Origin of the sequence: Adhaeribacter swui (assembly GCF_014217805.1) — a bacterium.
Taxonomy (GTDB): Bacteria; Bacteroidota; Bacteroidia; order Cytophagales; family Hymenobacteraceae; genus Adhaeribacter; species Adhaeribacter swui.
Genome location: NZ_CP055156.1, coordinates 5,298,492 through 5,323,762 on the forward strand (window position 1 = coordinate 5,298,492; position 25,271 = coordinate 5,323,762).

At 42.5% G+C, this 25,271-nt stretch carries 21 protein-coding genes and 1 tRNA gene; 12 read left to right on the forward strand and 10 right to left on the reverse strand.

What is annotated here, in order from left to right; translation table 11 throughout:
• Positions 1-184: 184 nt before the first annotated feature.
• From HUW51_RS21915 to groL, 4 genes are all read left to right on the forward strand, one after another.
• Positions 185-1,618, forward strand: coding sequence for a hypothetical protein (locus HUW51_RS21915; protein ID WP_185271736.1), 1,434 nt, complete (start codon positions 185-187; stop codon positions 1,616-1,618).
• Positions 1,619-1,621: 3 nt separating this feature from the next.
• Positions 1,622-2,050 (forward strand): preprotein translocase subunit SecG, encoded by a 429-nt coding sequence (gene secG, locus HUW51_RS21920; protein ID WP_185271737.1) that lies wholly within the window; start codon positions 1,622-1,624, stop codon positions 2,048-2,050.
• Positions 2,051-2,365: 315 nt separating this feature from the next.
• Complete coding sequence (groES, locus tag HUW51_RS21925) at positions 2,366-2,656, forward strand: co-chaperone GroES (protein ID WP_115372585.1); 291 nt, start codon at positions 2,366-2,368, stop codon at positions 2,654-2,656.
• Positions 2,657-2,719: 63 nt separating this feature from the next.
• The gene (gene groL / locus HUW51_RS21930) at positions 2,720-4,360 is read left to right on the forward strand and encodes a chaperonin GroEL (RefSeq protein ID WP_185271738.1); all 1,641 of its coding nucleotides are present in this window, start codon (positions 2,720-2,722) and stop codon (positions 4,358-4,360) included.
• A 91-nt stretch (positions 4,361-4,451) separates the two neighbouring features.
• On the opposite strand, the gene HUW51_RS21935 is transcribed toward groL, so the two are convergent.
• Positions 4,452-5,048, reverse strand: a complete 597-nt coding sequence (locus HUW51_RS21935; protein ID WP_185271739.1) for a hypothetical protein — start codon at positions 5,046-5,048, stop codon at positions 4,452-4,454.
• A 213-nt stretch (positions 5,049-5,261) separates the two neighbouring features.
• Complete coding sequence (locus tag HUW51_RS21940; protein WP_185271740.1) at positions 5,262-6,764, reverse strand: peptide MFS transporter; 1,503 nt, start codon at positions 6,762-6,764, stop codon at positions 5,262-5,264.
• A 225-nt stretch (positions 6,765-6,989) separates the two neighbouring features.
• Here HUW51_RS21940 and HUW51_RS21945 point away from each other — a divergent pair, with 225 nt between their 5' ends.
• Together HUW51_RS21945 and HUW51_RS21950 are read left to right on the forward strand one after the other, a co-directional pair.
• Positions 6,990-7,709 carry a 16S rRNA (uracil(1498)-N(3))-methyltransferase gene (locus HUW51_RS21945; protein ID WP_185271741.1) on the forward strand — a complete coding sequence of 240 codons (720 nt, stop codon included), beginning with the start codon at positions 6,990-6,992 and terminating at the stop codon, positions 7,707-7,709.
• Between the two features lie 7 nt (positions 7,710-7,716).
• The gene (locus HUW51_RS21950; RefSeq protein ID WP_185271742.1) at positions 7,717-8,379 is read left to right on the forward strand and encodes a DUF4159 domain-containing protein; all 663 of its coding nucleotides are present in this window, start codon (positions 7,717-7,719) and stop codon (positions 8,377-8,379) included.
• A 4-nt stretch (positions 8,380-8,383) separates the two neighbouring features.
• Here HUW51_RS21950 and HUW51_RS21955 read toward each other — a convergent pair whose 3' ends face one another.
• A complete protein-coding gene (locus tag HUW51_RS21955; RefSeq protein ID WP_185271743.1) occupies positions 8,384-8,863 on the reverse strand; it encodes a hypothetical protein in 480 nt (159 codons plus the stop codon).
• Between the two features lie 201 nt (positions 8,864-9,064).
• On the opposite strand from HUW51_RS21955, the gene smc reads away from it, so the two are divergent.
• Positions 9,065-12,592, forward strand: a complete 3,528-nt coding sequence (smc, locus tag HUW51_RS21960; RefSeq protein WP_185271744.1) for a chromosome segregation protein SMC — start codon at positions 9,065-9,067, stop codon at positions 12,590-12,592.
• 126 nt (positions 12,593-12,718) lie between these two features.
• Here the strand turns inward: smc and HUW51_RS21965 are convergent, their stop codons facing one another.
• The 4 genes from HUW51_RS21965 to HUW51_RS21980 form a co-directional block, all read right to left on the reverse strand.
• Positions 12,719-13,270, reverse strand: coding sequence for a lysophospholipid acyltransferase family protein (locus HUW51_RS21965; RefSeq protein ID WP_185271745.1), 552 nt, complete (start codon positions 13,268-13,270; stop codon positions 12,719-12,721).
• A gap of 181 nt (positions 13,271-13,451) precedes the next feature.
• Positions 13,452-14,210 carry a patatin-like phospholipase family protein gene (locus tag HUW51_RS21970; RefSeq protein WP_185271746.1) on the reverse strand — a complete coding sequence of 253 codons (759 nt, stop codon included), beginning with the start codon at positions 14,208-14,210 and terminating at the stop codon, positions 13,452-13,454.
• A gap of 3 nt (positions 14,211-14,213) precedes the next feature.
• A complete protein-coding gene (locus tag HUW51_RS21975; RefSeq protein WP_185271747.1) occupies positions 14,214-15,062 on the reverse strand; it encodes an MBL fold metallo-hydrolase in 849 nt (282 codons plus the stop codon).
• Positions 15,063-15,152: 90 nt separating this feature from the next.
• The gene (locus HUW51_RS21980) at positions 15,153-16,103 is read right to left on the reverse strand and encodes an acetyl-CoA carboxylase carboxyltransferase subunit alpha (protein WP_185271748.1); all 951 of its coding nucleotides are present in this window, start codon (positions 16,101-16,103) and stop codon (positions 15,153-15,155) included.
• Between the two features lie 225 nt (positions 16,104-16,328).
• Between HUW51_RS21980 and HUW51_RS21985 the strand changes: the two genes are divergently transcribed.
• Positions 16,329-16,402 (forward strand) — tRNA-Asp (locus HUW51_RS21985).
• Between the two features lie 107 nt (positions 16,403-16,509).
• Here the strand turns inward: HUW51_RS21985 and HUW51_RS21990 are convergent.
• Positions 16,510-17,436 carry a DUF2971 domain-containing protein gene (locus HUW51_RS21990; RefSeq protein ID WP_185271749.1) on the reverse strand — a complete coding sequence of 309 codons (927 nt, stop codon included), beginning with the start codon at positions 17,434-17,436 and terminating at the stop codon, positions 16,510-16,512.
• Between the two features lie 22 nt (positions 17,437-17,458).
• Entirely contained in the window at positions 17,459-17,884 is a 426-nt protein-coding gene (locus HUW51_RS21995) for a helix-turn-helix domain-containing protein (protein WP_185271750.1), read from the reverse strand.
• Between the two features lie 386 nt (positions 17,885-18,270).
• Between HUW51_RS21995 and HUW51_RS22000 the strand changes: the two genes are divergently transcribed.
• Together HUW51_RS22000 and HUW51_RS22005 are read left to right on the forward strand one after the other, a co-directional pair.
• Complete coding sequence (locus tag HUW51_RS22000) at positions 18,271-18,564, forward strand: type II toxin-antitoxin system HigB family toxin (protein WP_185271751.1); 294 nt, start codon at positions 18,271-18,273, stop codon at positions 18,562-18,564.
• Between the two features lie 35 nt (positions 18,565-18,599).
• Positions 18,600-18,986: a helix-turn-helix domain-containing protein gene (locus HUW51_RS22005; RefSeq protein WP_185271752.1), complete on the forward strand. Its 387-nt coding sequence runs from the start codon at positions 18,600-18,602 to the stop codon at positions 18,984-18,986.
• A gap of 199 nt (positions 18,987-19,185) precedes the next feature.
• On the opposite strand, the gene HUW51_RS22010 is transcribed toward HUW51_RS22005, so the two are convergent.
• Positions 19,186-20,634 (reverse strand): alanine/glycine:cation symporter family protein, encoded by a 1,449-nt coding sequence (locus HUW51_RS22010; RefSeq protein WP_185271753.1) that lies wholly within the window; start codon positions 20,632-20,634, stop codon positions 19,186-19,188.
• Between the two features lie 799 nt (positions 20,635-21,433).
• On the opposite strand from HUW51_RS22010, the gene HUW51_RS22015 reads away from it, so the two are divergent.
• Entirely contained in the window at positions 21,434-22,123 is a 690-nt protein-coding gene (locus HUW51_RS22015; RefSeq protein WP_185271754.1) for a TIGR04282 family arsenosugar biosynthesis glycosyltransferase, read from the forward strand.
• A gap of 43 nt (positions 22,124-22,166) precedes the next feature.
• Complete coding sequence (locus tag HUW51_RS22020; protein WP_228466827.1) at positions 22,167-25,223, forward strand: TonB-dependent receptor; 3,057 nt, start codon at positions 22,167-22,169, stop codon at positions 25,221-25,223.
• Positions 25,224-25,271: the final 48 nt, after the last annotated feature.

Consider the following 25,271-nt stretch of genomic DNA (forward strand, 5'->3'; position numbering starts at 1 on the left):
GTTGGAAAGTTTTAAAGTTGAAAGGTTAGAAAGTTCTCCTTATTTTCGATATTAAATTGATTCGAAAATAAGCTTGTAAATCTTGCTGCTTTCGTCTTCAATTTTTAAAAATATTAAGTTCAGCTAAACTTAATTCTTTCCAACCTTTCAACTTTCTAACTTTTCAATCTTCCAACTATATAACATGAATAAATCAGCTTTACTCCACATGATACGCAACGTGTCGACTTTGTCGGATCAGGATGTGGAAGAAATGGAAAAGCTGGTGAACAATTTTCCGTATTGCCAAACGGCGCATTTACTTATTGCCAAAGCTTCCTACGACAAAGGCAGCATGCTGTCGAACCAAAAGTTGCGCAAAGCGGCTGCTTATGCCACCAACCGGCAATTATTAAAAAAACTTATTTATACCACCGATGCCGCTATTCCGGTAACGGCTATTGCCGAAACTACCAACGTAGCCAGCCACAATACCGATGGTACGGCTTTAGACCAAGCTGCTTTTGTAGCAGAAAACCAAATCACGCATTTACCGGAAACTAAGACGGAACCAGATAAACCGGTTAGTGCCGAAATTTCGGAGCCAGAAACTCAAAATTTAGAAGGAGCTGAAGATACCGCAGTATCTGATTTGGTTGAGATGACACCTACTCCGACAGATGAAGCAATAGCAGCAGAGTATGAAATTTACGAGGGCGAAGCTGTTTCTGAGGATACAACAATCCAACCAGAGACCTTATCATTAGCACCAGCAGAGGTATTTATTCGGGATGAAGCCGTAAATCAAATTCCGGAACCTGAGCCTGCTATTACAGAAGAAACGATCCTGTTGCCTAGCTTTGAGCCGGCTTATACTTTAACGCTGTCGGAGTTAGAAGAAATGCTGCAGGTTGAAAAGTGGACGAGTACCTCCGAAACAACGCAACCAACAGAAGAAGCTGAACCCACTCCGGAAGACCAACCGACTACGGCTGAAGCAAGTAACACCGGGCAACCAGCTTCGCCCGAAATTATTCGCTATGAGTTAGAAGTACCCGCCGAAACGGAAGAAAATACCCTGGATCAAACCTTGGCCAGCTTTGATTCTTATTTATTTAAACCAGAATCGGACGAATATTTTAACAGCGAATTAAAACCTGCAACCAATGAGGAGTTTATCAAGGAAGTATACACCTCAAACCAGTTAGGCTACTGGATGGGCTCCAGCCGGTTAGGAGAATTGTTACAGGTAAAAGATGAGCTAACGCACCATACGCCGCTGCAGTTCTATCCGGATTTAATTCTGGAATACAGCAAACAAAATTACCTTACTCCTACCGATCCGCCGAAAGCCACTGCGGTAAACCGGCAGTTCGAGATTATTGACCAGTTTTTAAAAGCTAATCCAAAATTAAAAACATTTTCGAACGAAAAGCTGCGTTCGGAGCCACAAGATGATTTAGCTTTTAAAAGCACTAAAAACACGAAAAACCTGGCTTCCGAAAACCTCGCCAATATTTTGGTGCAACAAGGAAAAATAAAAAAAGCGATTAAAATTTATGAGCATCTAATAGTGAAAATACCGGAAAAAAGAACTTACTTTGCAGCTCAAATTGAAAAACTTAGAAATCAAATATAGTTTATGTACATTGCCCTGATTAGTATCATTATTTTTGTTTGTGTTCTGCTGATTTTGGTAGTATTATCTCAGAATTCTAAAGGTGGGGGTTTATCTAGCCAGTTTGGTGCTGGCTCCAGCCAGTTAATGGGCGTAAAAAGAACCGGTGATTTACTGGAGAAATTAACCTGGGGTTTTGCCATAGGCTTAGTATTATTAACTTTAACCTCGCACATTATTTTAGATACTGCCGGCGGCGCCGTACAATCCAGAAGCGTGAACATTGAAAAAGCGCAACAAGACCGACCAGCGGCTACCCAAGCACCTGCTATTCCGCCAGCTAGTAACGGTACTACTAATCCAGCTGGAACCAACGCGGCTCCAGGTGGTACTGCTCCGGCGCAACAGCCTGCCGTAAGCACTCCTGGTGTTACCATAGATTCAGCTAAATAAAAGATATTACACCCGAATACGATTTACCGGTATTGCCACCTGCAATACCGGTTTTTTTTTACAGTAAAAATAAATTTTTAAATTTCACCTGTTTCACCAGTTTGGTGCCTGTCAGTTTTCATAAAGTATGACAGCGTAATTCTGACAATTATGGCAGAGATACAAAATAGAAAACTGAAATTTTGACGATTATTAAGTGCTTTTGGCGCTTGGCACAGGAAATGTAGCAATGGTTCACGCAGGTTCTACCTGAAGCCTTTACTCCCAGAATTTAAATAAAAATTAACATATCTACTTTAAACTATAGAAAAACCTATGGCAATTAACATTAAACCATTAGCAGACAGAGTAATTGTTGCTCCTGCAGCAGCAGAAGAAAAAACCAAATCAGGTATTATTATTCCGGACACTGCCAAAGAAAAACCACAGCGCGGCGAAATAGTGGCAGTAGGCGAAGGTAAAGTTTCGGAGCAAGGCGTTTTGGTTAAACCGCAATTGCAAGTAGGCGACCAAGTGCTTTATGGTAAATATGCTGGTACTGAAATCACCGTAGATGGCCAGGATTATTTAATCATGCGCGAGTCTGATATTTTTGCGGTAGTTTAAGGTAACCGTACTTTTGTCAGTAATTTAATAACAAGAACTTTTTAAAAATTTAAAATTAAAATTATGGCTAAGAACATTTCGTTTGATACCGATGCCCGTAATAAAATTAAAGTTGGTGTAGATAAACTGGCCAACGCTGTTAAAGTTACTCTCGGACCAAAAGGCCGGAACGTAGTAATTGACAAAAAGTTTGGTGCACCCGCCATTACCAAGGATGGGGTAACTGTAGCAAAAGAAATTGAGCTGAAAGATGCTATTGAAAACATGGGCGCTCAGCTGGTAAAAGAAGTAGCTTCTAAAACTGCTGACCAAGCTGGTGACGGTACTACTACGGCTACCGTATTAGCACAGGCTATTTACACGGCCGGTTCTAAAAACGTGGCAGCTGGTGCTAACCCTATGGACTTAAAAAGAGGTATTGAAAGAGCAGTTACCGCTGTTGTTGAAAACCTGAGAACACAGTCTAAAAAAATCGAAAATTCGAGCGAAATCGCGCAAGTAGGTACCATTTCGGCTAATAACGATTCCGAAATTGGTAAAATGATTGCCGATGCGATGGACAAAGTTGGTAAAGACGGCGTTATTACCGTAGAAGAAGCAAAAGGTACTGAAACCGAAGTAAAAACGGTAGAAGGTATGCAGTTCGACCGCGGTTACCTTTCTCCTTACTTTGTAACCAACCCAGAGAAAATGGAAGCTGATTTAGACAATGCTTTCATTTTAATCTACGACAAAAAAGTATCAACCATGAAAGAATTACTGCCCGTATTAGAGCAAGTAGTTCAAACTGGTAAGCCTTTGGTTATTATTGCCGAAGATGTAGACGGCGAAGCTTTAGCTACTTTGGTAGTGAACAAGCTGCGTGGTTCATTAAAAATTGCAGCGGTTAAAGCTCCTGGCTTTGGCGATCGCCGTAAAGCGATGTTGGAAGACATTGCCGTGTTAACTGGTGGTCAGGTAATTTCGGAAGAAAGAGGCTTTAAATTAGAAAACGCGACTTTAGATTACTTAGGCCAAGCCGAAAAAATCATCATCGACAAAGACAATACTACTATTGTTAATGGTAAAGGCGAAAAAGCCGATATCACTGGCCGTATTGCGCAAATTAAAGCGCAAATGGAAACCACTACATCTGACTACGACCGCGAAAAATTACAAGAGCGTTTAGCTAAGTTATCTGGGGGGGTAGCTATTCTTTACATTGGTGCTTCTACTGAAGTAGAAATGAAAGAGAAAAAAGACCGCGTAGATGATGCTTTACACGCTACTCGCGCTGCCGTTGAAGAAGGTGTTGTTGCTGGTGGTGGTGTTGCCTTGGTACGTGCTATTGAAGCTTTAAAAGACGTACAAGTAGAAAACGACGACCAATTAACTGGGGTAAACATTATCCGCACTTCTTTGGAAGCTCCGTTGCGTACGATCGTTTCTAACGCTGGTGGCGAAGGTTCTGTAATTATTCAGAAAGTTCGCGAAGGTAAAGATGATTTCGGTTACAATGCTCGCGAAGATAAATTTGAAAACTTATTCGCGGCTGGTATCATCGACCCAACTAAAGTTACCCGTTTAGCTTTAGAAAACGCAGCTTCTATTGCCGGTCTGTTATTAACTACTGACTGCGTAATCTCTGACGAGCCAGAAGAAGAAAAAGCTGGTGCTGGTGCTGGTATGCCAGGTGGCATGGGCGGCATGGGCGGCATGATGTAATCCACTCCCATTATATAAACAAAAAGCCCCTGAGTTTTCAGGGGCTTTTTTATTGGCATTATTTTTTAAATTTTATCTGTTCCACTTTTATTTAGGGTAAATCCTTAATCTGAATAGTTATGGCATGAGGCGCCGTTTCATCGCCTCCAAAATAAGGGAACAACTTATATTTACTGGTATTACCGTTGCAACCACGTTCCATTTCTACGGTTTTTCCATCCAGTTTAAATATGTATTTGCTGTCCTGCGCTTCTAATTCATACTCGTACTCTTTATTAAAATCAACAGTTGTAATAAACTTGTCGGCCCGCACCTGATCTTTATAGGTGTATGCCAAAATCTCTAACCGGTTATTATACCAACGCCAGCCAAAACGCGCACTGTTACTCTGGTGGTCGGTGCCACAGTCCGAAAAACCATATAGCTTATTTATATCGGCTTGGTTTGCTTTATCGCGGGTAGTATACTCCGCCGATTCGTCGAATTTAACAATAAACTTAAGCTTGTTAGAGGTAACCAGGCCAATGTTATTGCTCGTAAAATGGTTGTTTTCCGGAATTACGTAGGAAGTAAAATTATCGGTACCTTTATCAATAACTTCTTTGGGTACTATTTTTTCGATTTTATCACAACTGGTAAATACAAGACAGGCAACAGCATATGCCAGATAAAGAGTATATTTAAACATGAATCTGAGAAATTGTTTTTGATTTAATGTACCAACATAGTAGCGCTTAAACTAAGTTCTTTTGCCAATCCGCTAATTCAGTTTACAGGTGAATATACCATAGTAATCTTGGCTATATTATATTTATTTAAAATCTATTTGTAAAAAATTCTAACTAAAAAAGCCGGTGGTAATAATACCAACCGGCTTTTTTGTTTATTTGGCTAGCTGTGACTAAGCCGGTGCATTCATCATTTTTACCAATTTACGGTTCACCAAAAATAAGATTAAAGAAGCTATCGCCGCGGCAAAAACAAATACCATAAAGAAGCTGTACAAATCTGTAATCTCGAAACCTAGCAGTTTAGGACTAGGTTTACCGGCTTCCGGATATAAACTGCTCATAAAGCCCGCCAGGTAATTAGCGGCGGCGTTGGCTAAAAACCACACGGCCATTAACAACGAGCTAAATTTTAAAGGTGCCAGTTTATTTACCAGCGACAAGCCAATCGGCGACAAGCACAACTCCCCGATGGAATGTAAAAAGTACAAGGCCACTAAGAAAAACATACTTACTTTAACGCCCGGTTGCAAATCGTTTACTCCGAAACACATTACCAAATAGCCAAATGCAAGTAAAGCTAAACCAATGGCCATCTTCATGGGCGATGGTGGTTCTTGTCCTCTTTTGCCGAGGGCGGTCCAGAGCATTGCCATTAAAGGAGCGCAGGTAACAATAAAAAAGGCATTTAAATTTTGAAAAATACTGGCGGGCAAAGTATAACCCATAATGGTACGGTTCATTTGCTCGTCGGCGAAAAAAGTAAGGGAGGCCGGCGCCTGCTCAAAGGCGGCCCAGAAAAACACCACGAAAAAAGCCACCGTAAAAATAACGTAAACCCGTTGCCGGTCGCCGTGCGTTAACGATTTATCCAGTAAAATCAGCGCCGCAATACCTACGGCCGATAAAATTAACAAAGGCATAATTACCGGTAAAGTAGTAGAATCCAGCCACAAAAATCCTAGGGCCAGGGCCAGCATCACCGGTAAAATGGCAAACACACCTTTCACGCCGGGCGAATTAATGGGCGTATTACCCACCTGCTCGCCTTCGGGGGTATGCAGGTATTTGTTTTTACCCCACTGAAAAAGTCCGGTACCCAATACCATCGCAATGCCGCAAGCTAAAAATGCCCACCTAAAATCTTCAGGCCGACCGGTATCGCCAATTAAGCTGGTAATGGTGTTACCAATAAAGGAACCTAAGTTAATGCCCATGTAAAAAATAGTATAAGCCGCATCGCGCCGTTTGTCGGTAGCCGAATATAAAGTACCCACCATCGACGAAATATTGGGTTTAAAAAAGCCGTTCCCGATAATCATGCTGCCCAGGCCCAAATAAAGTAAACCTTGCCCGAGCGGCGTACCATACGCACTACCGGCCGCGAATAATATAAACTGGCCTACCGCCATTAAAATACCACCAACCAAAATAGACCGACGGTTGCCCCAGTACCTATCGGAAATATAGCCGCCAATTAAAGGCGTAAGGTAAATTAAACTGGTATAACCCCCGTAAAATTTAGAAGCAAACGCTTTGTCCATCAGCATTGCTTTGGTTAGAAAAAGCACCAGCACCGCCCGCATGCCGTAATAGCTAAACCGCTCCCACATTTCTGTGGCAAAAAGCAGATATAAACCTTTAGGGTGCCCTGCGGCTTTTGTAGTTTGTTCCATGTACTAGATTTAGAAAATTTTAAAAAAAATACGAAATTTGAATAAAGTAAATCTACAATCTGCCGCTCATTTCTACAACTTTAATAATTTTCTAATAAAAGAAAATGCTACATTTATTATATATACAAAGTGTAGGCGCAACTACAGGATCCTTTTTATATTGAAACGCCATTCTTAAAAAAGCAGAATACCGTTATCAAATTTTAAATTTTTTAAAAATAGTTCATGCACCTCTTCTACACGCCCGATATTAACCAGGATAATTATATTTTAACCGAAGACGAATCGAAACACAGTATCCGGGTTTTGCGGTTAAATAAAGGCGACAAAGTAAATTTAATAGACGGACAGGGTGGCTTTTACACCGCCGAAATTACGGATGCTAATCCTAAAAAATGTGCTCTACAAATTATTAATCAGGTACAACATTTTGGAGAAAAGCCGTTTAAAGTACATATAGCCGTAGCGCCTACCAAAAATTTAGACCGGATGGAGTGGTTCGTTGAGAAAGCCGTGGAAATTGGCGTAGATGAAATCTCATTTTTATTATGCGAGCATTCCGAACGGAAGCAGGTAAATATGGATCGGCTGCAAAAAATAGCCGTAAGTGCCATGAAACAATCGGTTAAAGCGTATTTACCGCAACTAAATGCGTTGCAACCCTTTCCGGCGTTTATAAAACAAACAAAACCCGGCAACACGTACATTGCCCACCTGGAAGAGCATCAACAAATTGCGCTTTCCCAGGTAACTGTAAGCGAAAATATGTGTATATTAATTGGGCCGGAAGGAGATTTTTCGGCCAGGGAAATTGAAATGGCGTATCAGCAAGGCGTAAAACCCGTTACTTTAGGTACTTCGCGGTTGCGTACCGAAACTGCCGCCCTGGTTGCCTGCCATACCGTTCATTTATTACAAGAAATACATGCCGCATCACAAGCGTAATTATTATATGAAAACATTTTTCTGCTCCCTTTTAATGTTATTCGTGATAGCCGGGAGCATCCAGGCCCAGCAAGCCAGCTTTAAAGTGGCTAAATTAAAATACAACGGTGGCGGCGATTGGTACGCCAACAAAACTTCGTTGGGCAACTTAATTAAGTTTTGTAACCAAAATTTACGGATGAATATTTCGCCGGAAGAAGCGGTGGTAGAAGTGGGCAGCCCGGAGTTATTTTCTTACCCCTTTGTGCACATGACAGGCCACGGCAACGTGGTTTTTACGGAGGCCGAAGCCGAGAATTTACGCAAGTACCTGACCGGTGGCGGTTTTCTGCACATCGATGATAACTACGGACTCGATAAGTTTATCCGGACCGAGATGAAAAAAGTTTTTCCGGAACTGGAATTTGTGGAGTTACCTTTTAACCACCCGGTGTATCACCAGAAATTTGAGTTTGCCAAAGGTTTACCCAAAGTACACGAACACGACAACAAAGCGCCGCAAGGTTTTGGCTTGATTTACCAGGGCCGTTTAGTTTGCTTTTATTCCTATGAATGCGATTTAGGCAATGGCTGGGAAGACCAGGAAGTGTACAACGACCCCGAAGAAATGCGGCAACTAGCCCTGCAAATGGGAGCCAATTTACTTTCGTACGCCCTCACGCAATTTTAAAATTTTAAAAATCTACCCGCCGGTTTAAAATCTCCGATAAGATAAAAGCGGTGCGCACATTCTGGGGGTTGCGCAGTAATTTGTTGTAATTAACCGTTGGCGGCACTATGGTATTCTCGCTTTTTTTAGTTGGCCGCGCCATTTCTTTAGCCAAAGAAGTATTTACTTTTTGTTTGGGCGCTACCGCTAAACTTTCCAGGGAGCGGGCCGGAATATTTGTTTTCTCCAGACTGCGGGCCTCCTGGCTTTTACTTTCCCGGTTTACCGGCTGTTCTAAATTTTTGGCTCGTTTCTCGGCCGCTTGCATTTCTTTTAAAATATCCTGGTAAGAGGTAGCCGGCGGAGCGGGTACCGGGTAAGCATTTGGTTTTTGTGGTCGATTGCTGCTAGTGGATGTAGGCGAAGAAAAAGCCTTCAACCACATGCGCACCACCAAAACAATCACGGCCAGCAAAATAAAGAACAACCATTGTAACTCTTCCATGCTTTAAGTTATTAATTTTAGTTGAATTTTTAAATTTATTCATTTTTCAAGGACCATTTACCGTTTATTATTCCTTTCATCTGATCTCGAATAAACCGCAATTAAATTCCCCTGGCCGGTAAATGCTCCTTCATCAATTCTTTTAATAAAAAGGAATAAATCGTATTTTTGTTAAGCGAAGAAGAATCCACGAACGATTGAATGCAGGTATCTAAATTAGAAATTAAAGGTTTTAAGAGTTTCGGCGATAAAGTATCCATAAATTTTAACGAAGGAATTACCGGCATTGTTGGCCCGAATGGCTGCGGTAAATCTAATATTGTAGATGCAATCCGGTGGGTTTTGGGGGAACAAAAAACCCGGAACCTGCGCTCCGACAAAATGGAGAACGTTATTTTTAACGGCTCTAAAAACCGCAAACCCCAACAACTAGCCGAAGTTTCCCTTACCTTCGACAATAACAAAAATATCTTACCCACCGAGTATTCCCAGGTAACGGTTACCCGCCGGTATTTCCGGAACGGCGATAGCGAGTATTTGCTCAACAATGTTACTTGTCGCCTGAAAGACATTACCGACTTATTTCTGGATACCGGTATTGGCTCCGACTCCTACGCCATTATAGAATTAAAAATGGTGGACGAGATTCTAAATGACAAGGATAACTCCCGCCGAACTTTGTTTGAGGAAGCAGCCGGCATTTCTAAATTTAAAGTCCGGAAGAAACAAACTTTAAAAAAGCTGGAAGAAACGGACGCGGACCTGGAACGGGTGGAAGATGTACTTTTCGAAATTGGAAAAAATTTAAAATCGCTGGAACGCCAGGCTAAATTGTATGAACGTTATGCCCGGTTAAAAGAAGAATACAAAAGCTTTAGCTTAGAATACGCCCGCCGGAACATTTCGCAATACCTGCAATCGCTGGACCGGCTAGATAAAGAATTAGTAAAAGAAGCGGATCAAAAGCAAAACATTGCCCGCGAAGCCGAAGAGCTGGAAGTGGCTTTGTTTGAACAAAAAACTATCCTGAATTTAGTGCAGGAACAATTAGCCGGCGAACAACGCAATTTAAGTAACCAAACTGCCCAAATACGGCAACTGGAAAATGACTTGCGCTTAAAACTAGAACGGATTAATTACCTGAAAGAAAGATTGCGCACCTTGCGCCAGCAAATTAATCTGGATACTGTTACACTGGAACAAACCCAGGAAAGCATTTCGCAATTACACGCGGAAGCCGAAAACCTGCAAATCGAATACAGCGAATCAGAACAGCAGGTAACCTATTTCCGGAAAGAACTGGAACAAGCTAACCAGCATAAAACGGTTATTCAAAATACCGCGCAAAATACCACAAATCAGCACCGGGCCAAGCAAAACCTGGTTTTTCAAGTTCGCAAGGATATTGAAATTACCCAGATGCAGATCGTGAATTTAAATCGCGAAATCGAGCAAATTAGCCAGGCCCAGCAAAATAACCAGGTAAGCGGAGATAGATACCGGACCGAATTAAGTGATTTAGAAGAAAGTTTAGCCCGGAAAAACCAGGAACTGGAGTTGCTAATAGAGCAGGAAAATGAATTAACTGCCACCATTGCGCAAACCGAAGCAGATATGCAGGAAATGCGCACGCAACTTCAGGACGTAAACCGGCAAATAGACGCTAAAAAAAACCAGTACTCGCTTACCAAGTCGTTAGTCGAAAACTTAGAAGGTTTTCCGGAAGCCATTAAGTTTTTATATAAATCTAAAAACTGGCAAAAGCCAGCCCCACTCCTCTCCGACCTGATTGTGTGCGAGCAGGAATACAAAGCGGTAATTGAAAGCTACCTGGAACCCTACATGAATTTCTTCGTGGTAGAAACGGTAGAAGATGCCCTGGAAGCCATTCATCTACTAAATAATCAAAACAAAGGCCGGGCAAACTTTATTATTTTATCTGAGATTGAAGATTTAGAAGCCGAGCCTACCGTTTCTACCACCAAATTTAAAGCAGCTTACGAGGTAGTTTCGGTGGCCGAAAAATACCACAACCTGGTCCGGTATATTTTACAGGAAGTTTACATTGTTACCGGCCCTGCGCCAGATTTTTACGGCCAGGATAATCGCACCTTGATTTTAAAAGATGGATCCATTATTAAAAAACCCTTAAGTATTTCGGGTGGATCGGTGGGTTTATTTGATGGGAACCGCATTGGCCGGAAGCAAAATTTAGAAAATTTGGCGGCGGAGTTGCAAGAACTTACCCAACAGGCTGAGTTATTAAAAGTTAAAATTAATACCCAACAACAAGTTTTACTAAACCACCGGAATGCCACCCAGCAAGCGGTTATTAAGCAAGTAGAGAAAAGCATAACGGCGTTGCAGCAAGAGTTAGTGGCAGTAAGGGTTAGACATGAGCAGCACGAACTTTTAAAACATAACAGCCAAAACAAAATTGCAGAACTAACCCAGCAACTAGAAGAACTGCGGTATAAAAGCCACGAATTAGCGCCGCAAGTTGAAGAAGAACAAGCCGAATTAAAACGGCTCGAGAACGAGCTGGAGGCTTTTAACGATTCGTTAGCCCGCCAAAACGAGGTAATTCAGAATATTACGACCGGCTATAACCAGGAAAACATTAAATTTCATCAACTGAAAAACCGCCTGGGCAGTATTCAGCAGGAAATTAACTACAAACAAAAATCCTACGATACCAACCTGGCCCGCCGCAATGCCCAGGAAGAAGAGCTAGCCCAATCGGAAGAAGAAATTTACAGCCTGGAAGAATTTGTGCAGGTAAATACCGGCTTGCTTGAGGAACTAAACGAGCAAAAACAACAAATTGCCCAACGTTTAGACCAAGTAGAAAAAGAGTTTTTTACGGTACGCGGCGAAATTGAAGCCAAAGAAAAAAACATCCGGGAGTTGCAGCGCAAACGTTTGAACGCCGACGAGATTGTAGCGAGCGTGCAGCAAGCAGCCAACGAAACAAAAATTAAGTTGGTTGCCGTAAGGGAGCGGTTGCTAGCCGAGTTCAATATTTCGGAAGAAGAAATTATGCAGACTCCCGACGAAGCTATTGAGCTGCCCACCGACGAGTTAAACAAGCAAATTGCGGAGATTAAAATTAAACTGGATAACCTGGGACCGGTAAACCCCATGGCGGCCCAGGCTTACGATGAAATTAACGAGCGGCATAACTTTATAAAAGAACAACGCGCCGACTTGTTTCAGGCGAAAGAAGCGCTGCTGCAAACCATCAACGAAATAGATACCGTAGCTAAGCAAAAATACCTGGATTCGTTTGAGATGATTAAGAATAACTTTGTCCGGGTGTTTCAATCTTTGTTTTCGGAAGACGATACCTGCGATTTGGTAATTGCAGATCCGGCAAATCCGCTGGAGTCTAAAATAGAAATTATGGCCCGGCCCAAAGGCAAGCGTCCATTAACCATCAATCAGTTATCGGGTGGCGAAAAAACCTTAACGGCCATTTCTTTACTGTTTGCCATTTACCTGTTAAAGCCGGCGCCTTTCTGTATTTTCGACGAAGTAGATGCGCCCTTGGATGATGCCAACATTGATAAATTTAACAACATCGTGAAGAAGTTTTCGGGTGAGTCGCAGTTTATTGTAGTAACTCATAACAAACGCACAATGGTTTCTACGGATATTATTTACGGCGTAACCATGTTGGAACCGGGTGTTTCCCGGGTTATTCCGGTTGATTTAAGACAACTGGCTTAATTTCGTTATGTAGCCTTGGCAGTAAAGGTATCTAAAGTAAAAAGGGTAGAATTTTTAAAATTTAAAAATTCTACCCTTTTTACTTTTTGCTCCTGAACAACAGCTAAGCAATTACCACTAACGAAACTAACGAACGCCGTTTTCGGGGAATTTAGCAGTTTTGGTGCGGTAAAAAGCGAGGATTTCTTCCAGGTCTTTTTCAATATTGCCGGTAGGGTAAAACATAGGTCCTACGCCGGCTTCTTTTTTAGCATAATCCAGGTAACCTAAACAAATAGGAACGTTTGCTCCCAGCGCAGCGTGGTAAAACCCCCGGCGCCAGCGCGGCTGGTATTTGCGGGTACCTTCCGGGGTAATCATAATCACCATTTTCTCGTTTTGGTTAAAAATATCCACCATGGCCTGCACCAAGCTGTTGTTCTTACTGCGGTCTACGGGTAACGCGCCCATGTATTTAATCCAGGCGCCCAATAAAGGCCAGCTTAACGCTTCTTTTTTTATGGTAAACCGCACATCTACCCCCATAATATAAAAAGCGCAGCGCGCAAATAAAAAGTCCCAGTTGCTGGTGTGGGGTGCCGCAATCATAATGCACTTAGGTACATCTTTAGGTATGCGCCCCACTACTTTCCAACCATAAATTTTAAAAATAATACGTGATATAAATTTAGCCAGCATGTAAAAATAAATTTAATAAATAACCAAAGGCTCTTTATTTAACCTCTGTTGCATGAACCCTTCAGGATAATTTTGTAAAAATAAGTTGTAGTAAAATTTTAAAATTTAAAAATCGGCACCTCCTTTGGCCTTACTCCGGGTAGTTGATAAAAATAGTAAATGCCTAGATGCTTAGATTTCTTTATTCTTTTAATTGCAGCAATTTATCGGCAAATTTTAAGGTTTGCTCATAACCGGCGTCAAACATCAGGCGCGCATTTTTAAGATCGGTTAAACTGTAATACTTTAAGCGGGGTGGCTCAATGAGTAAATCGCACAGCTTTAAACGCGGTTCCACGTTATTATTAATAGCCAAATGGGTAGTGCGCTCCAGTATACTCCTAAAAGTACGCAAAGGTGCCTGCGGGTTCATGGGATTAACGTGCACCGCAATGGTAAAATCCGTAATATCCTGTAAACACTCAATGGGTAAGTTATTGGTTAATCCGCCATCCACGAGTAAATAATCCTGGTACTCGTAAGGCGGACAAAGCAGCGGCACGGTGTTACTAGCTAATAAGGGCCTGATTAAATCACCCGACGAAAAGTATATACTGGTTCCTTGCCGTAAATCGGTGGTACCAATAATTAACGGAACTCGGAGTGTTTCAAACGTGTGATTACCTAAATACTTCTGAAACTCTTGGGCCAATTTATCCAAAATAAATAAACCCCGTTTACTGAACGCCAACCTAGCCAAGCGCCAGATTTTTACTTGCGCCACAATAGAAAAAATTTCTTCGGGTGCGTAACCAGCCGCGTAAAAAGCGCCCGCAATAGCCCCGGAACTTACCCCCGAAATAGCATGAATTGGAACAGCTAACTCCTCCAGGGCTTTTAGTGCGCCTAAATGTGCCACGCCGTGCACCGCTCCTCCCGACAAGGTAAGGCCTATTTTCATCGTTTATAAATCTGCCAAGGAAAAAGCTTCGTGCAGGCGCACTCCTTTTTCTGTCTGCTTCACGGTGCAGCACTCCTGAACCGAATCATGCTCAAAAAACAACACGTATTGTTCCGGTTCAGCAGCAACTACATTTAAAAATTGTTCTTTTTCCTGTAAAGTAATCAATGGCCGGGTGTCGTAACCCATCACATAAGGTAAAGGCAAGTGGCCCACGGATGGTAATAAATCCGCCACATAAACCAATTTTTTTCCTTTGTATGGAATTACCGGCAACATCATTTTATCGGTGTGCCCATCCACGTATAAAATATCAAACTGGGTAAAAGGCGAGGCTTGCTGCGGGTTAATGAGTTGCAAATGCCCACTTTCCTGCAGCGGAAAAATGTTTTCTTTTAAAAAACTTGCTTTTTCCCGGGCATTGGGTTGGGTGGCCCACTGCCAATGGTCTTGGTTGGACCAATACCTGGCCTTCGGGAAAGTTAGTTCCAGGGCCGTGCGGTTTTGGTTGTATTGCACCGCTCCCCCGCAATGATCAAAATGCAGGTGCGTTAAAAAAACATCGGTTATATCGGTAAACTGAAATCCTGCCTGGTGCAGGGATGTTTCTAAACTGGCCTCGCCGTGCAAATAATAATGCGACAAAAATTTGGCATCTTGTTTTGTTCCGATGCCGGTATCAATTAAAATAAGCTGATTGCCATCTTCAATTAACAAACACCGCATGGCCCAGGTACACAAATTATTTTCGTCGGCGGGATTGGTGCGTTGCCAGATACTTTTGGGCACTACGCCAAACATGGCGCCACCGTCTAATTTAAAAAAACCAGTGTTAATTACGTGAAGTTGCAAACGGCCTAAATTAATTTATGATACGTGCGTATAACAAATTGTTTTAATTACTTGGGCTTAAACCAAAAACTTACTTTTATTCTTGGTTATTTAACCTTGCTGGATAACTCCCATGCTCGAGAATTTCTCGATCCGTTGCATGATGCGTTCTTCAGTTGGAATGTTATTTAGTTCGGCTAAGGTTTTTAAAATATGCTTCTTCACGGTCCGGATCATTTTTTCGGTTTCGGTATGCGCCCCACCCAGAGGCTCTTTTATAATGCCGTCGATTAATCCGTTTTTTTGCATATCGGTGGCGGTAAGTTTTAATGCTTCGGCAGCTTGTTCTTTGTAATTCCAGCTACGCCATAAAATAGAAGAACACGACTCAGGCGAGATTACGGAATACCAGGTATTTTCGAGCATGTGCACCCGGTCGCCGATGGCAATACCCAAAGCTCCACCCGAGGCACCTTCGCCAATAATAATGCAGATTACCGGCACCTTCAGCATAAACATTTCTTTCAGGTTGCGGGCAATGGCTTCGCCTTGCCCCCGTTCTTCTGCTTCCAGGCCCGGATAAGCGCCCGGGGTATCGATAAAGGTAACAATGGGTTTATTAAATTTTTCGGCCATTTTCATTAACCGCAAAGCTTTGCGGTAGCCTTCGGGGTTGGCCATGCCAAAGTTGCGTAATTGGCGTTGTTTGGTATTACGCCCTTTTTGCTGCCCGATAAACATAATGGTGTGCCCGTCTACTTCGCCAAAACCACCCACCATGGCCTTATCATCCGACACATTCCGGTCGCCGTGCAGTTCAATAAAATGGTTGGTGATCCCCTCTATGTAATCTAAAGTGTATGGGCGTTCGGGGTGGCGGGAAAGTTGCACACGTTGCCAACGGGTTAAATTAGCGTACGTTTCTTTTTTGAGCGACTTAATTTTATCCTCCAGCGCCTTTACAGCCTCTGATACATCAACCTGACTTTCAGCGGCCAGTTTTTTCATTTCTTGCAATTTGCCTTCGAGTGCTGCAATGGGCTGTTCAAAATCTAATAGCATACATTCGGGATTAGTTCTACTACACAAAGTTAAAGGAATCCGCGAATTTAAATAAGTCTGATTTTATTTATCTGTAAAAGCCTTTAAAGCCAGCAATTTAGCTTGCAAACCGAATTTTTTTTAAAAAACTTACAAATTTATTGTGCTTACCTCTTGCACAATAAAAATTAACCCTATACATTTGCATCACTTTAACGGAAGAACAAAGCTTCAGATAAAGAAAACGGTCCGGTAGTTCAGTTGGTTAGAATGCCGCCCTGTCACGGCGGAGGTCGCGGGTTCGAGTCCCGTCCGGACCGCAAAAAGCCCTTAGATTCACTTCTAAGGGCTTTTTTGCTTTTTGGGGTGGCAGATGTGGGTGCAGAATTTGTTATTTTGGTAAATCAATTGGAGAAATATATTAGGATTACCAATTCCTATAAGGTATACTTGATGAAAGTACCCTTTCTTTTTTATCTTTAATTAATGCTTTACAAGCCAATACAGCTAAAGCACTATTTGGAGTAGGTCCAACAATCATTTCAGATATAAAAATTGGAGTTTCATCATTAGAGATTTGAAACTCCAAATAGGGTATTAAGAAATTTTTACCAGGTCTAAACTTTAAATCTAAATCTTCAGCTGGAATATGAATATGATAGGGTTTAAACGTATAATTTTCACTTATATTTGCTCTGGTCGGAATTATCAATGAATTAACATAATAATTAGCTACCATTCGCCATTCCTGCTCCTCTTCAAATGATGGATGTTTTATTAAAGGGGCATACTTCATTGTGTTACTTAAGATTTTTGTATAACACTGACCAAGCCATTTCCCTAAACTTCCCTGCCGTAAAGCAGCTTCCCTTTCTATGACGAAATTTTCTGGGCTTAATTCAACAATTACCTCTTTTACAAACTCGTCGATTATTCCAGGATTATACACACATTTTCCTATATACATATTATGAGTTTTCATCATCAGATTCACTTGATCCTGATTATCAAAGTCAAAAAATGAAATTGAATATCCGCCATTTGGACAATATCCTCGCCATTGGCTTAGAGAATCTCCCTTCTCAGAAAGTGAAAATGAAAATATAGGCTCTATAGCATATCTATTAGGGAAAAACATTGAAAGATCTTTGCCAATACCATATAATCTGTGCAAGGTTTCTTTAATAACCTTTAAAGAATATGAATATTCAGTCGAATCATTCATGTAATAAATATTTGTAAACCATAACTTCTTATTATTAATTAAACCCAGAATTCCGATTTGAGAAGTATAATGATATAGCATTGGAACTTCGGGTGTGATTTGAGTATAGATCTTAATTTTATTCTCCATGAAATGATGTTAAAGCAAATTACTAATCAGTAGGACCATCGGCATAAATAGATACAAATTGCAATGTTTGAGCTAATTTATGAATGGCATCTTCTAACTTCCGTGCTTGGTTAGCGGAAGGGTGTTTCACTCCGGAGGCGTATTGCCGCACTAAACTAGGATTTAGGCCGGCCAATTCGGCAATTTTAGATTGTTTTAAAAAACTAAATTCCTGAAAAAAGGCCTGCACATCGTACCTAAATTCAAATTTTAAATCTTTTACGTTTACCAGGTTCCAGGCCGGATCAACGGCTCCTTCATGCTGAATGTAATCGTTAATTAATAATTTTAAATTAGCCAGCACCTCTTCCGTGGTATTGCCCACCGTAACAGGACTAAAATCTCCTATACCCTCAATACGAGCCCAAAGCTCATTTTCATTTTTCTCAATAATTACTTTAAGTTTCAAGACGCGAAGGTTAAGCATACATTAACTTTCCTGTGAGTAATAGAATTGGCCGGCTAAGCCCTTGAGCAGTTGGATTCATTCGGGAATTACGAAATAGGCATTGTGCAAGGCTTCCGCCTAATCTTTACCATTTGCCATACAGCCGGGCAATTACGGCACTTCGGCAATTATTGCTTATCTTCCTAACTCCAGTAAAGTATAATTGTGTATTTTGAATCCACATATCTAATATTAAAGATAGCTAAATTGTTACCTCCTTACAAGCATTTCCCTCCCTATTGTTAAGTAAGAACAAATTATTGCTTTGACTAAAAGTTACATAAAATGTAACGATTTACTTGCAAGTTCGTTACATCTTATGTAACTTCAATTTAAATTAGAAGTACATGAATATTGTTACCGTTTCCCGGATAAAGAACTTCTACCTTAAACATGCGGACGCTAAATTACCGTTGCAAGTATGGATAGCTAGAATTACAGAGCTTAAGATTGATAGCCTACATGACTTGAAGCAGTTTGCCAATTCTGTAGATATAATCGGTAACAACCGGGTGATCTTTGACATTAAGGGCAATCGTTACCGCCTTATTACAGTAGTGTTGGTGCGCAACCAAACCGTGTACATTCGCTGGATTGGTACCCATGCTGAATATGATAAAATAGATGCGCTCACCGTCTAAAAAGTTAATTATAAAATCACAAAGCCACCAAAAAGATGAATCAGATAGCAATTTCCCCCATACGAACTGAGCATGATTACCAAGAGGCCATAAAGCACTTGGATAAGCTACTAGACATGAACCCCGAACCAGGTACCGAGTTGGATGATGAGCTAGAAGTTCTCACCACCTTAGTGCATGCTTATGAGAAAGTACATTACCCCATTGAACTTCCGGACCCTATTGATGCCATCAAGCAAATTATAGAAGAAAAAGGCTGGAGTAACAAAGATCTGGAGCCATTTATTGGGCCTAAATCACGGGTATCAGAGATATTAAACCGGAAGAGATACTTTACCATCCCGCAAATCTACCGACTCCACAAGCATTTAGGCTTACCTTTAGAAGTTTTTATCAATGAATCGGTACTTAAGGCCGCCTAATCTTTTAAGCTTGATAAAGTAAAGGCCCGGCTACAAAATAGTCGGGCCTTTACTTTATCAAGCTTGGAACGTTAAATATAAAATCAACTAGACCAAGTTAACTGCCAAATACTTTAAGCTTCCCCAAAATAGTCCTAAGTTGAGAAGAGCTAAACTTTACTCAGAATAGGATTTATAAATTATAATTCAATCATAACAGCTACCGTACAACAGGCTCTTGCTCTGGCTTTTTCCATGCTTCGGCATTTTTAATTTTTAATTGCCTAGAATCAAACTCCGGATTTAAACCCGCATTTTTCTGGGTTTGGTAATCTTTGAGAGCCCGTAAGGCTGGTTTTTGCAACAGAAGAATGGCAATAATATTTAGCCAGGCCATAATGCCTACGCCAATATCGCCTAAGGCCCAAGCCGATTCAGCGGTTTTGATTGAACCATAAAAGGTAGCGCCCAAAATAAATGCCCGCAATAAGGCCAATAGTACTTTAGGAGTACCTTTCGCCATTAGGTAACTTAAGTTAGTTTCGGCAATATAGTAATAGGCCATAATGGTAGTAAAAGCAAACAATAACAACGCAATAGCCACAAACCCGCCCCCCAAAGCCGGAAAGTGGGTATTTACGGCTTGCTGGGTATATTCCGACCCGATAGGAATGCCAGGCACTTGCTCCACCAGGAATCCGCCGGCCGGGTTAAGTACGTTATATTGCCCCGTAAACAAGATCATAAAAGCCGTAGCCGTACAAACAAACAACGTATCGACGTACACCGAAAAAGCCTGCACCAGCCCTTGTTCCACCGGGTGACTTACTTCGGCTGCTGCTGCTGCGTGCGGAGCTGTTCCCTGGCCGGCTTCATTTGAATAAATTCCTCTTTTTACTCCCCACGAGATGGCCATGCCAAATACTCCGGCAAAAGCCGGTTCCAGATCAAAAGCCGAGCGTATAATCAAACTTAAAACAGCAGGTATCTGGGTGATGTTCATCCCGATGATAATAATAGCCATTAAGATGTAAGCGCCCGCCATAAACGGAACAATCCATTCGGCTACTTTGCCAATTCTTTTTATGCCGCCAAAAATAATCAGGGCCAGAACCAGCGTTATTGCCCCGCCTGTAATAGCCGGAGGAACCGCAAAAGCATTTCTTATGCCCAGGGCAATGCTGTTGCTTTGCACCCCAGGTAACAAGAAAACCATGCTGACGATGGTGGCCAAAGCAAATACCACCGCGTACCACTTCATGCCCAAACCTTTTTCGATATAAAAGGCCGGCCCACCCCGGTACTGTCCATCCTTTACCTCTTTATAAATCTGGCCCAGGGTAGCTTCAATGAAAGCGGAGGCGCTGCCTAAAAAAGCAATTACCCACATCCAAAAAATAGCTCCGGGTCCGCCCATGGCTATGGCAGTGGCCACGCCGGCGATATTACCCGTGCCCACCCGGCCGGCAATAGCAATAGAAAACGCTTGAAAAGAACTAACGCCCGTCTGCGAGGATTGATTATTAAAAAGCAAACGAATCATGTCGCGTAAATAACGCACCTGCAAAAACCGGGTGATAACAGAAAAGTAAATGCCGGTACCCAGGCAAAGTAGAATTAAAGCGTTACTCCAAACAATATTATTAATGTCAGTAATTAATTTTTCCATATTTTAATATAACCCCAAATAACAGGTACTGATAAATTAGTTATTGGGCTTTTGGTATTTGCCTCCTTTGTTTTGAAGGCAAGTTAAACAAAACTTTACAGGTATTTTGGTTTACCCATTCATTTAGTATCTTCTTAGGCGATTAAATAATTACAATTGTGAAGTTACTTGGAGCTAAAACAGGAGAGCAATAAAGTTTATATCTAATCTAAAATCAGGTACTTAAACTAATAAGCAGAATCGGGAAAATTTAAAAAATTATTATCCTGGAGGAAGCTCACTTTAAAAGCTATTCTTTTTTGAGCTGCGTTTAAAAGATACCATTATAGCAAGAAAGACCTCATGCTACCCCTACCCGGTTTTTTACTATATCTTTTTTATTGTTTTCTGAGATGAAATCTTTTAAATCTATTTAAGAAGCTGTTTAGCATTTTAAAAGCTAACTGAGCCATCGCCCAAGTTGGTGTCTTCACCAACCTGCCATGCCTTCTTTGTCGGTTGGTTTACCGGTGAAAAAACGTGCCCGGGGTAACTTAGATCTTTATTTTAATAATTCAAAAACAGCTTCAATTAAAAGTACCAATTAGAAGCTTTTAGGAGTAGTATTTTGTGGAGCTATCCCGTTTTGGCGGTGGAGACACCCCTAAAGGCGAAGGTTAACTCTATTTCTATAAATACGAAACAGCTTCTAAATAAATCTTTAATGATTTTTGCAGTTTAACTAAACTGCTCTGTTTATTATTAATTGCAAACAAAACGTTAAACTTGGGGTATATAATAAAAATTTAAAAAACTCTAATTGAAAGCTGCCAGGGCGCATACGGCTGTTTTGCTTTTTACCCGCACTTCTACCGAAGAAGCTCGGGCAAAAAAATTTACCCCGGGTACCCGCCGAAACAAAGCCATCATCCGGCAGCTTATTAATCGAACCAAGCTTCTCGTTCAGCAGGCCGGGCTGCCCTTAATCGTTATAGATTCTGCCAAACAAAAAGGAGAAACCTTTGGCGAACGCCTGCAGCACGCTGTTCAGCAAGTAGTTAATGCCGGTTACGAACAAGTTATTTGTTTAGGCAACGATTCGCCCGGGTTAACTCCCGGACTTATACGCTTAGCAGCCGCTAAATTGCAGCACCAGGATTTTGTTTTTGGCAGAGCAGCGGATGGCGGAGTTTACCTCATTGGTCTGCGTCAGCCAACCTTATCTAAACTTAATTTTGCTACCATACCCTGGCATACCGCTCAGGTTTTTCAGGAGTTGTGCCGGCAAACCAACTTATGCCGGGTAACCCTACTGGCTCCAATCCTGGCCGATGCGGACGACCAGGCAGCACTCCAAGGTATAAGTAACACCTTTACCACGGTTCGTTTTTTTAAAATTTTGCGTTCCTTACTTCAATTAGTAAGAGCGTTTGTGCCAAGTTTTACTCCGTTGTTTGTTGCCGCCCGGCTAACCTGCCAGGGCTTACGGGCGCCCCCCAGGGGAATATAGCTTTCGGCTTTATTCCTTTGTTCAACTGATTTATTCTATCAACGTGAGAAAACTATTACTCTTGTTCGGGTATTTTATACCCATGGCCGCTGCTTGGGCGCAGGGCGCGATTGAAGTTACCGTACTTAACCCTAAACTTGAACCCGTTTCGGGCGTACCCTTAACCATAACCAGTGAAGCTATTAGCTTTAGTGCCACCCGGAGCACCAACAGCAAAGGTTCTGTTACCTTTTCGGGCCTCAGCACTGCTGGCACTTATATTATTCTTTTTGCCGAAAACGAAACTTACAGTGCTGTTTCATCGGAACCGGTAAGTCCGCGTTCTAACTTTAACCGCACTGTTACCCTGGTACTCCCCCTGAAGCAAGAACGGGTTTTAGAAGGTGTTACGGTGTACCCTAACAATACCACCCGGATTAACCGGTACAATGCCGAGGTATCTTCAGAAATGCGCATTTCCGAAATTCGGGAGTTGCCCGTAGAAGGCCGGGATCTTTCGCGGATGCTGTTCCGTCTGCCCAATGTTACGCAAGCCACGGGCTTTTTCCCGGAAGCGCCGAATGTGAGTATTAACGGGGCCAATCCTTTATTCAATAATTATTTAATTGATGGCCTCGATAACAACGAACAATTTTTGGGAGGCGCCCGCTTTAGTGTTCCGATTGGCTTTGTGCAAAACGTATCGGTACTTACTAACAACTACTCGGCAGAGTTCGGGAATACCGGTAACGGCATCATCAACGTAACGTCTAAATCCGGCAGCAACGAACTGCAAGGCGAAGCCTTTTTCCTGACCCGGCCCGGTTTTCTGGATGCTTCTTCGCCTTACGCACAGCGGGACCTTTCGGGAAATCAAGTAAAAGATGGTTTTCAGCGGTACCAAGGGGGCTTTGGTGTGGGGGGCGCCATCGTTAAAGGAAAAACTTTTTATTACCTCAATTACGAGCACACCACTGATTTAAAAGATAATATTTTGAGCAGCCCGGCTCTGGGCGTGAATGAAACCATCCGGGGTAAGAACTACTTCAATTATCTTTCGGGCAAGTTAGATCATTATTGGAGTGACCGATTTCACTCCACCCTCCGTGCCAACACGGGCATTGTGGGCATTGGTCGCCAGGCCGGTGGTTTAACCGGCGGTTTAAATTTCCCTTCCTCCGCCAGCGACCAGGTGCGTAATTCCCTGAATCTGGCTAGTACCAATGTGTATACTTCCGGAAATCTTACCTTAACGACCAATGTACAGTACGCGCGTTTTCGCTGGGATTACGCTGCCCCGGATAATCCCAGCAGCCCGGATGTAACCGTAGCCGGACCAACCGGCGAAACCGTGGCCGTGCTGGGACACCCAGGTTATGCTTTTGAGAGTATTCAACACACGATACAAGCCCAGCAAAAAGCTTCCTGGTCGGTGGGGAGCCATAGCTTTAAAGCCGGAGCCGAAATATTGAGTACGGATCATGCGCTTTTTGGCGGGGGTAACCCCAACGGTAGCTACCGGGTACAGCTCACCCAAGCGCAATTAGATAACCTACGAGCAGCCAACCGGGGATCTGCCTTAAGCGTGACCGATATACCTACGGATGCTTTGGTAACAAACTACTCCGTTGAGTTACGCCCCACGTATTTTGGCAAACGCCAGAATATTTTTAGCGCTTACCTGGAAGACCAGGTGCAGGCAACCGAGCGGTTGAATTTGAACTTGGGCCTTCGATACGACTACGATAATCTTTCTCGGGGCGGCAATGCCAAAGGAGACTTTAATAACCTGGCTCCCCGCGTAAGTTTTAATTACCAGCTTACACCCAACAGCACTATCCGGGGCGGCTTTGGCTTGTTCTACGACAAAATTTTGTACACCGTTTACAGTGATGCCTTGCAGCAGAACAACAATTCCCCCGATTTCAAACAACAAATTGCCTACTACGTGGCACAAGGAATTTTACCGACCGATACCGACGTAGACCGGGTTACTTTTAACGGCAATCTATCGGTTGGGCAAAGCAATAATGCTGGTTTACCTTTTGCTTACCTGCAAGGTCCGCCGGCCGAAAATTTTTCCGATCAACGGAATCTGTTTAGCAACGAACGACGAATCTTAAACCCGAATGGTTATGATAATCCTTTTACCCGGCAATTTTCTTTGGGTTACCAGTTGCAGGTAGCACCTAGCAAGCTCTTCTACGTGGATTTAGTATATAATCAAGGCCGTAATTTGTTCCGCACCGTTAATCTAAACGCGCCGGCCGCCTGGGACTACAACCGCAGCCAGCAAAGCGGTATTGCCCGCAGCAGTGCCTGGGCCGATTCTACCCGGACCCTACCCATCTACGGGAACTATGCGGTAATTAACGGGAACCGGTTGGATGGGGTCGCGCGCAGTTTGGTCATGACGGAGTCCGAAGGTAAAAGTAACTACTACGCCGCCAGTTTTAATTTGCAGAAAGATAAAGCAGATGATAAGTTTTCTTACCGTTTGATTTACACTTTATCTTACCTGGAGAACAATACCGAAGATATTAATTTCCGGGCCATGGATGCTAACAACTTCCAGGCCGAATGGGGACCGAGTATCAACGACCGGCGCCATGTGATCAATGGCATTTACAATTACTATCCGGTTTCCAACTTAACGTTAACATTGGCGGCTTTACTGCAAAGCGGCCAGCCCATCAACCGGATTCCGGATGCTTCCCAATATAAAGTAATAGATAGCCGCGGCAATATTCTGCTGAATGCGGGCGGAAACTACATTTTTACGAATGATTTAAACGGGGATGGATCCGCTTTTGGGGATGCTTACGTGGGTAACTCCGACCGGTACCCGGACGAAAAACGTAATTCTGACCGGCTGCCGTGGTCCAATACTTTTGATGCCAGCGTGCAGTATTTTGTACCTTTTAGAACCACGAGCAAAAAAGGATTGGAAATACGGGCGGATGTATTTAATTTGTTCAATGCCGAAAACCTGAGCGGCTACAGCAATAATGCTACGCAAAGCAACCAGATTCAGGTTGGGCCCGCGAGCAGTGGCCTATTAGTTCGCCGCAATGCCGCCCCTCCCCGCCAGGTTCAATTTGGTCTCCGGTACATTTTTTAAAAATTCTGTTGCCTTTCACTTTCGTAGGAAAAGGCAACGAATAACTTA

Coding starts and splice junctions, on each gene's coding strand:
- HUW51_RS21915 (WP_185271736.1), top strand. CDS start 185: ATGAATAAATCAGCTTTACTCCACATGATACGCAACGTGTCGACTTTG.
- secG (WP_185271737.1), top strand. CDS start 1,622: ATGTACATTGCCCTGATTAGTATCATTATTTTTGTTTGTGTTCTGCTG.
- groES (WP_115372585.1), top strand. CDS start 2,366: ATGGCAATTAACATTAAACCATTAGCAGACAGAGTAATTGTTGCTCCT.
- groL (WP_185271738.1), top strand. CDS start 2,720: ATGGCTAAGAACATTTCGTTTGATACCGATGCCCGTAATAAAATTAAA.
- HUW51_RS21935 (WP_185271739.1), bottom strand. CDS start 5,048: ATGTTTAAATATACTCTTTATCTGGCATATGCTGTTGCCTGTCTTGTA.
- HUW51_RS21940 (WP_185271740.1), bottom strand. CDS start 6,764: ATGGAACAAACTACAAAAGCCGCAGGGCACCCTAAAGGTTTATATCTG.
- HUW51_RS21945 (WP_185271741.1), top strand. CDS start 6,990: ATGCACCTCTTCTACACGCCCGATATTAACCAGGATAATTATATTTTA.
- HUW51_RS21950 (WP_185271742.1), top strand. CDS start 7,717: ATGAAAACATTTTTCTGCTCCCTTTTAATGTTATTCGTGATAGCCGGG.
- HUW51_RS21955 (WP_185271743.1), bottom strand. CDS start 8,863: ATGGAAGAGTTACAATGGTTGTTCTTTATTTTGCTGGCCGTGATTGTT.
- smc (WP_185271744.1), top strand. CDS start 9,065: ATGCAGGTATCTAAATTAGAAATTAAAGGTTTTAAGAGTTTCGGCGAT.
- HUW51_RS21965 (WP_185271745.1), bottom strand. CDS start 13,270: ATGCTGGCTAAATTTATATCACGTATTATTTTTAAAATTTATGGTTGG.
- HUW51_RS21970 (WP_185271746.1), bottom strand. CDS start 14,210: ATGAAAATAGGCCTTACCTTGTCGGGAGGAGCGGTGCACGGCGTGGCA.
- HUW51_RS21980 (WP_185271748.1), bottom strand. CDS start 16,103: ATGCTATTAGATTTTGAACAGCCCATTGCAGCACTCGAAGGCAAATTG.
- HUW51_RS21990 (WP_185271749.1), bottom strand. CDS start 17,436: ATGGAGAATAAAATTAAGATCTATACTCAAATCACACCCGAAGTTCCA.
- HUW51_RS22000 (WP_185271751.1), top strand. CDS start 18,271: ATGAATATTGTTACCGTTTCCCGGATAAAGAACTTCTACCTTAAACAT.
- HUW51_RS22005 (WP_185271752.1), top strand. CDS start 18,600: ATGAATCAGATAGCAATTTCCCCCATACGAACTGAGCATGATTACCAA.
- HUW51_RS22010 (WP_185271753.1), bottom strand. CDS start 20,634: ATGGAAAAATTAATTACTGACATTAATAATATTGTTTGGAGTAACGCT.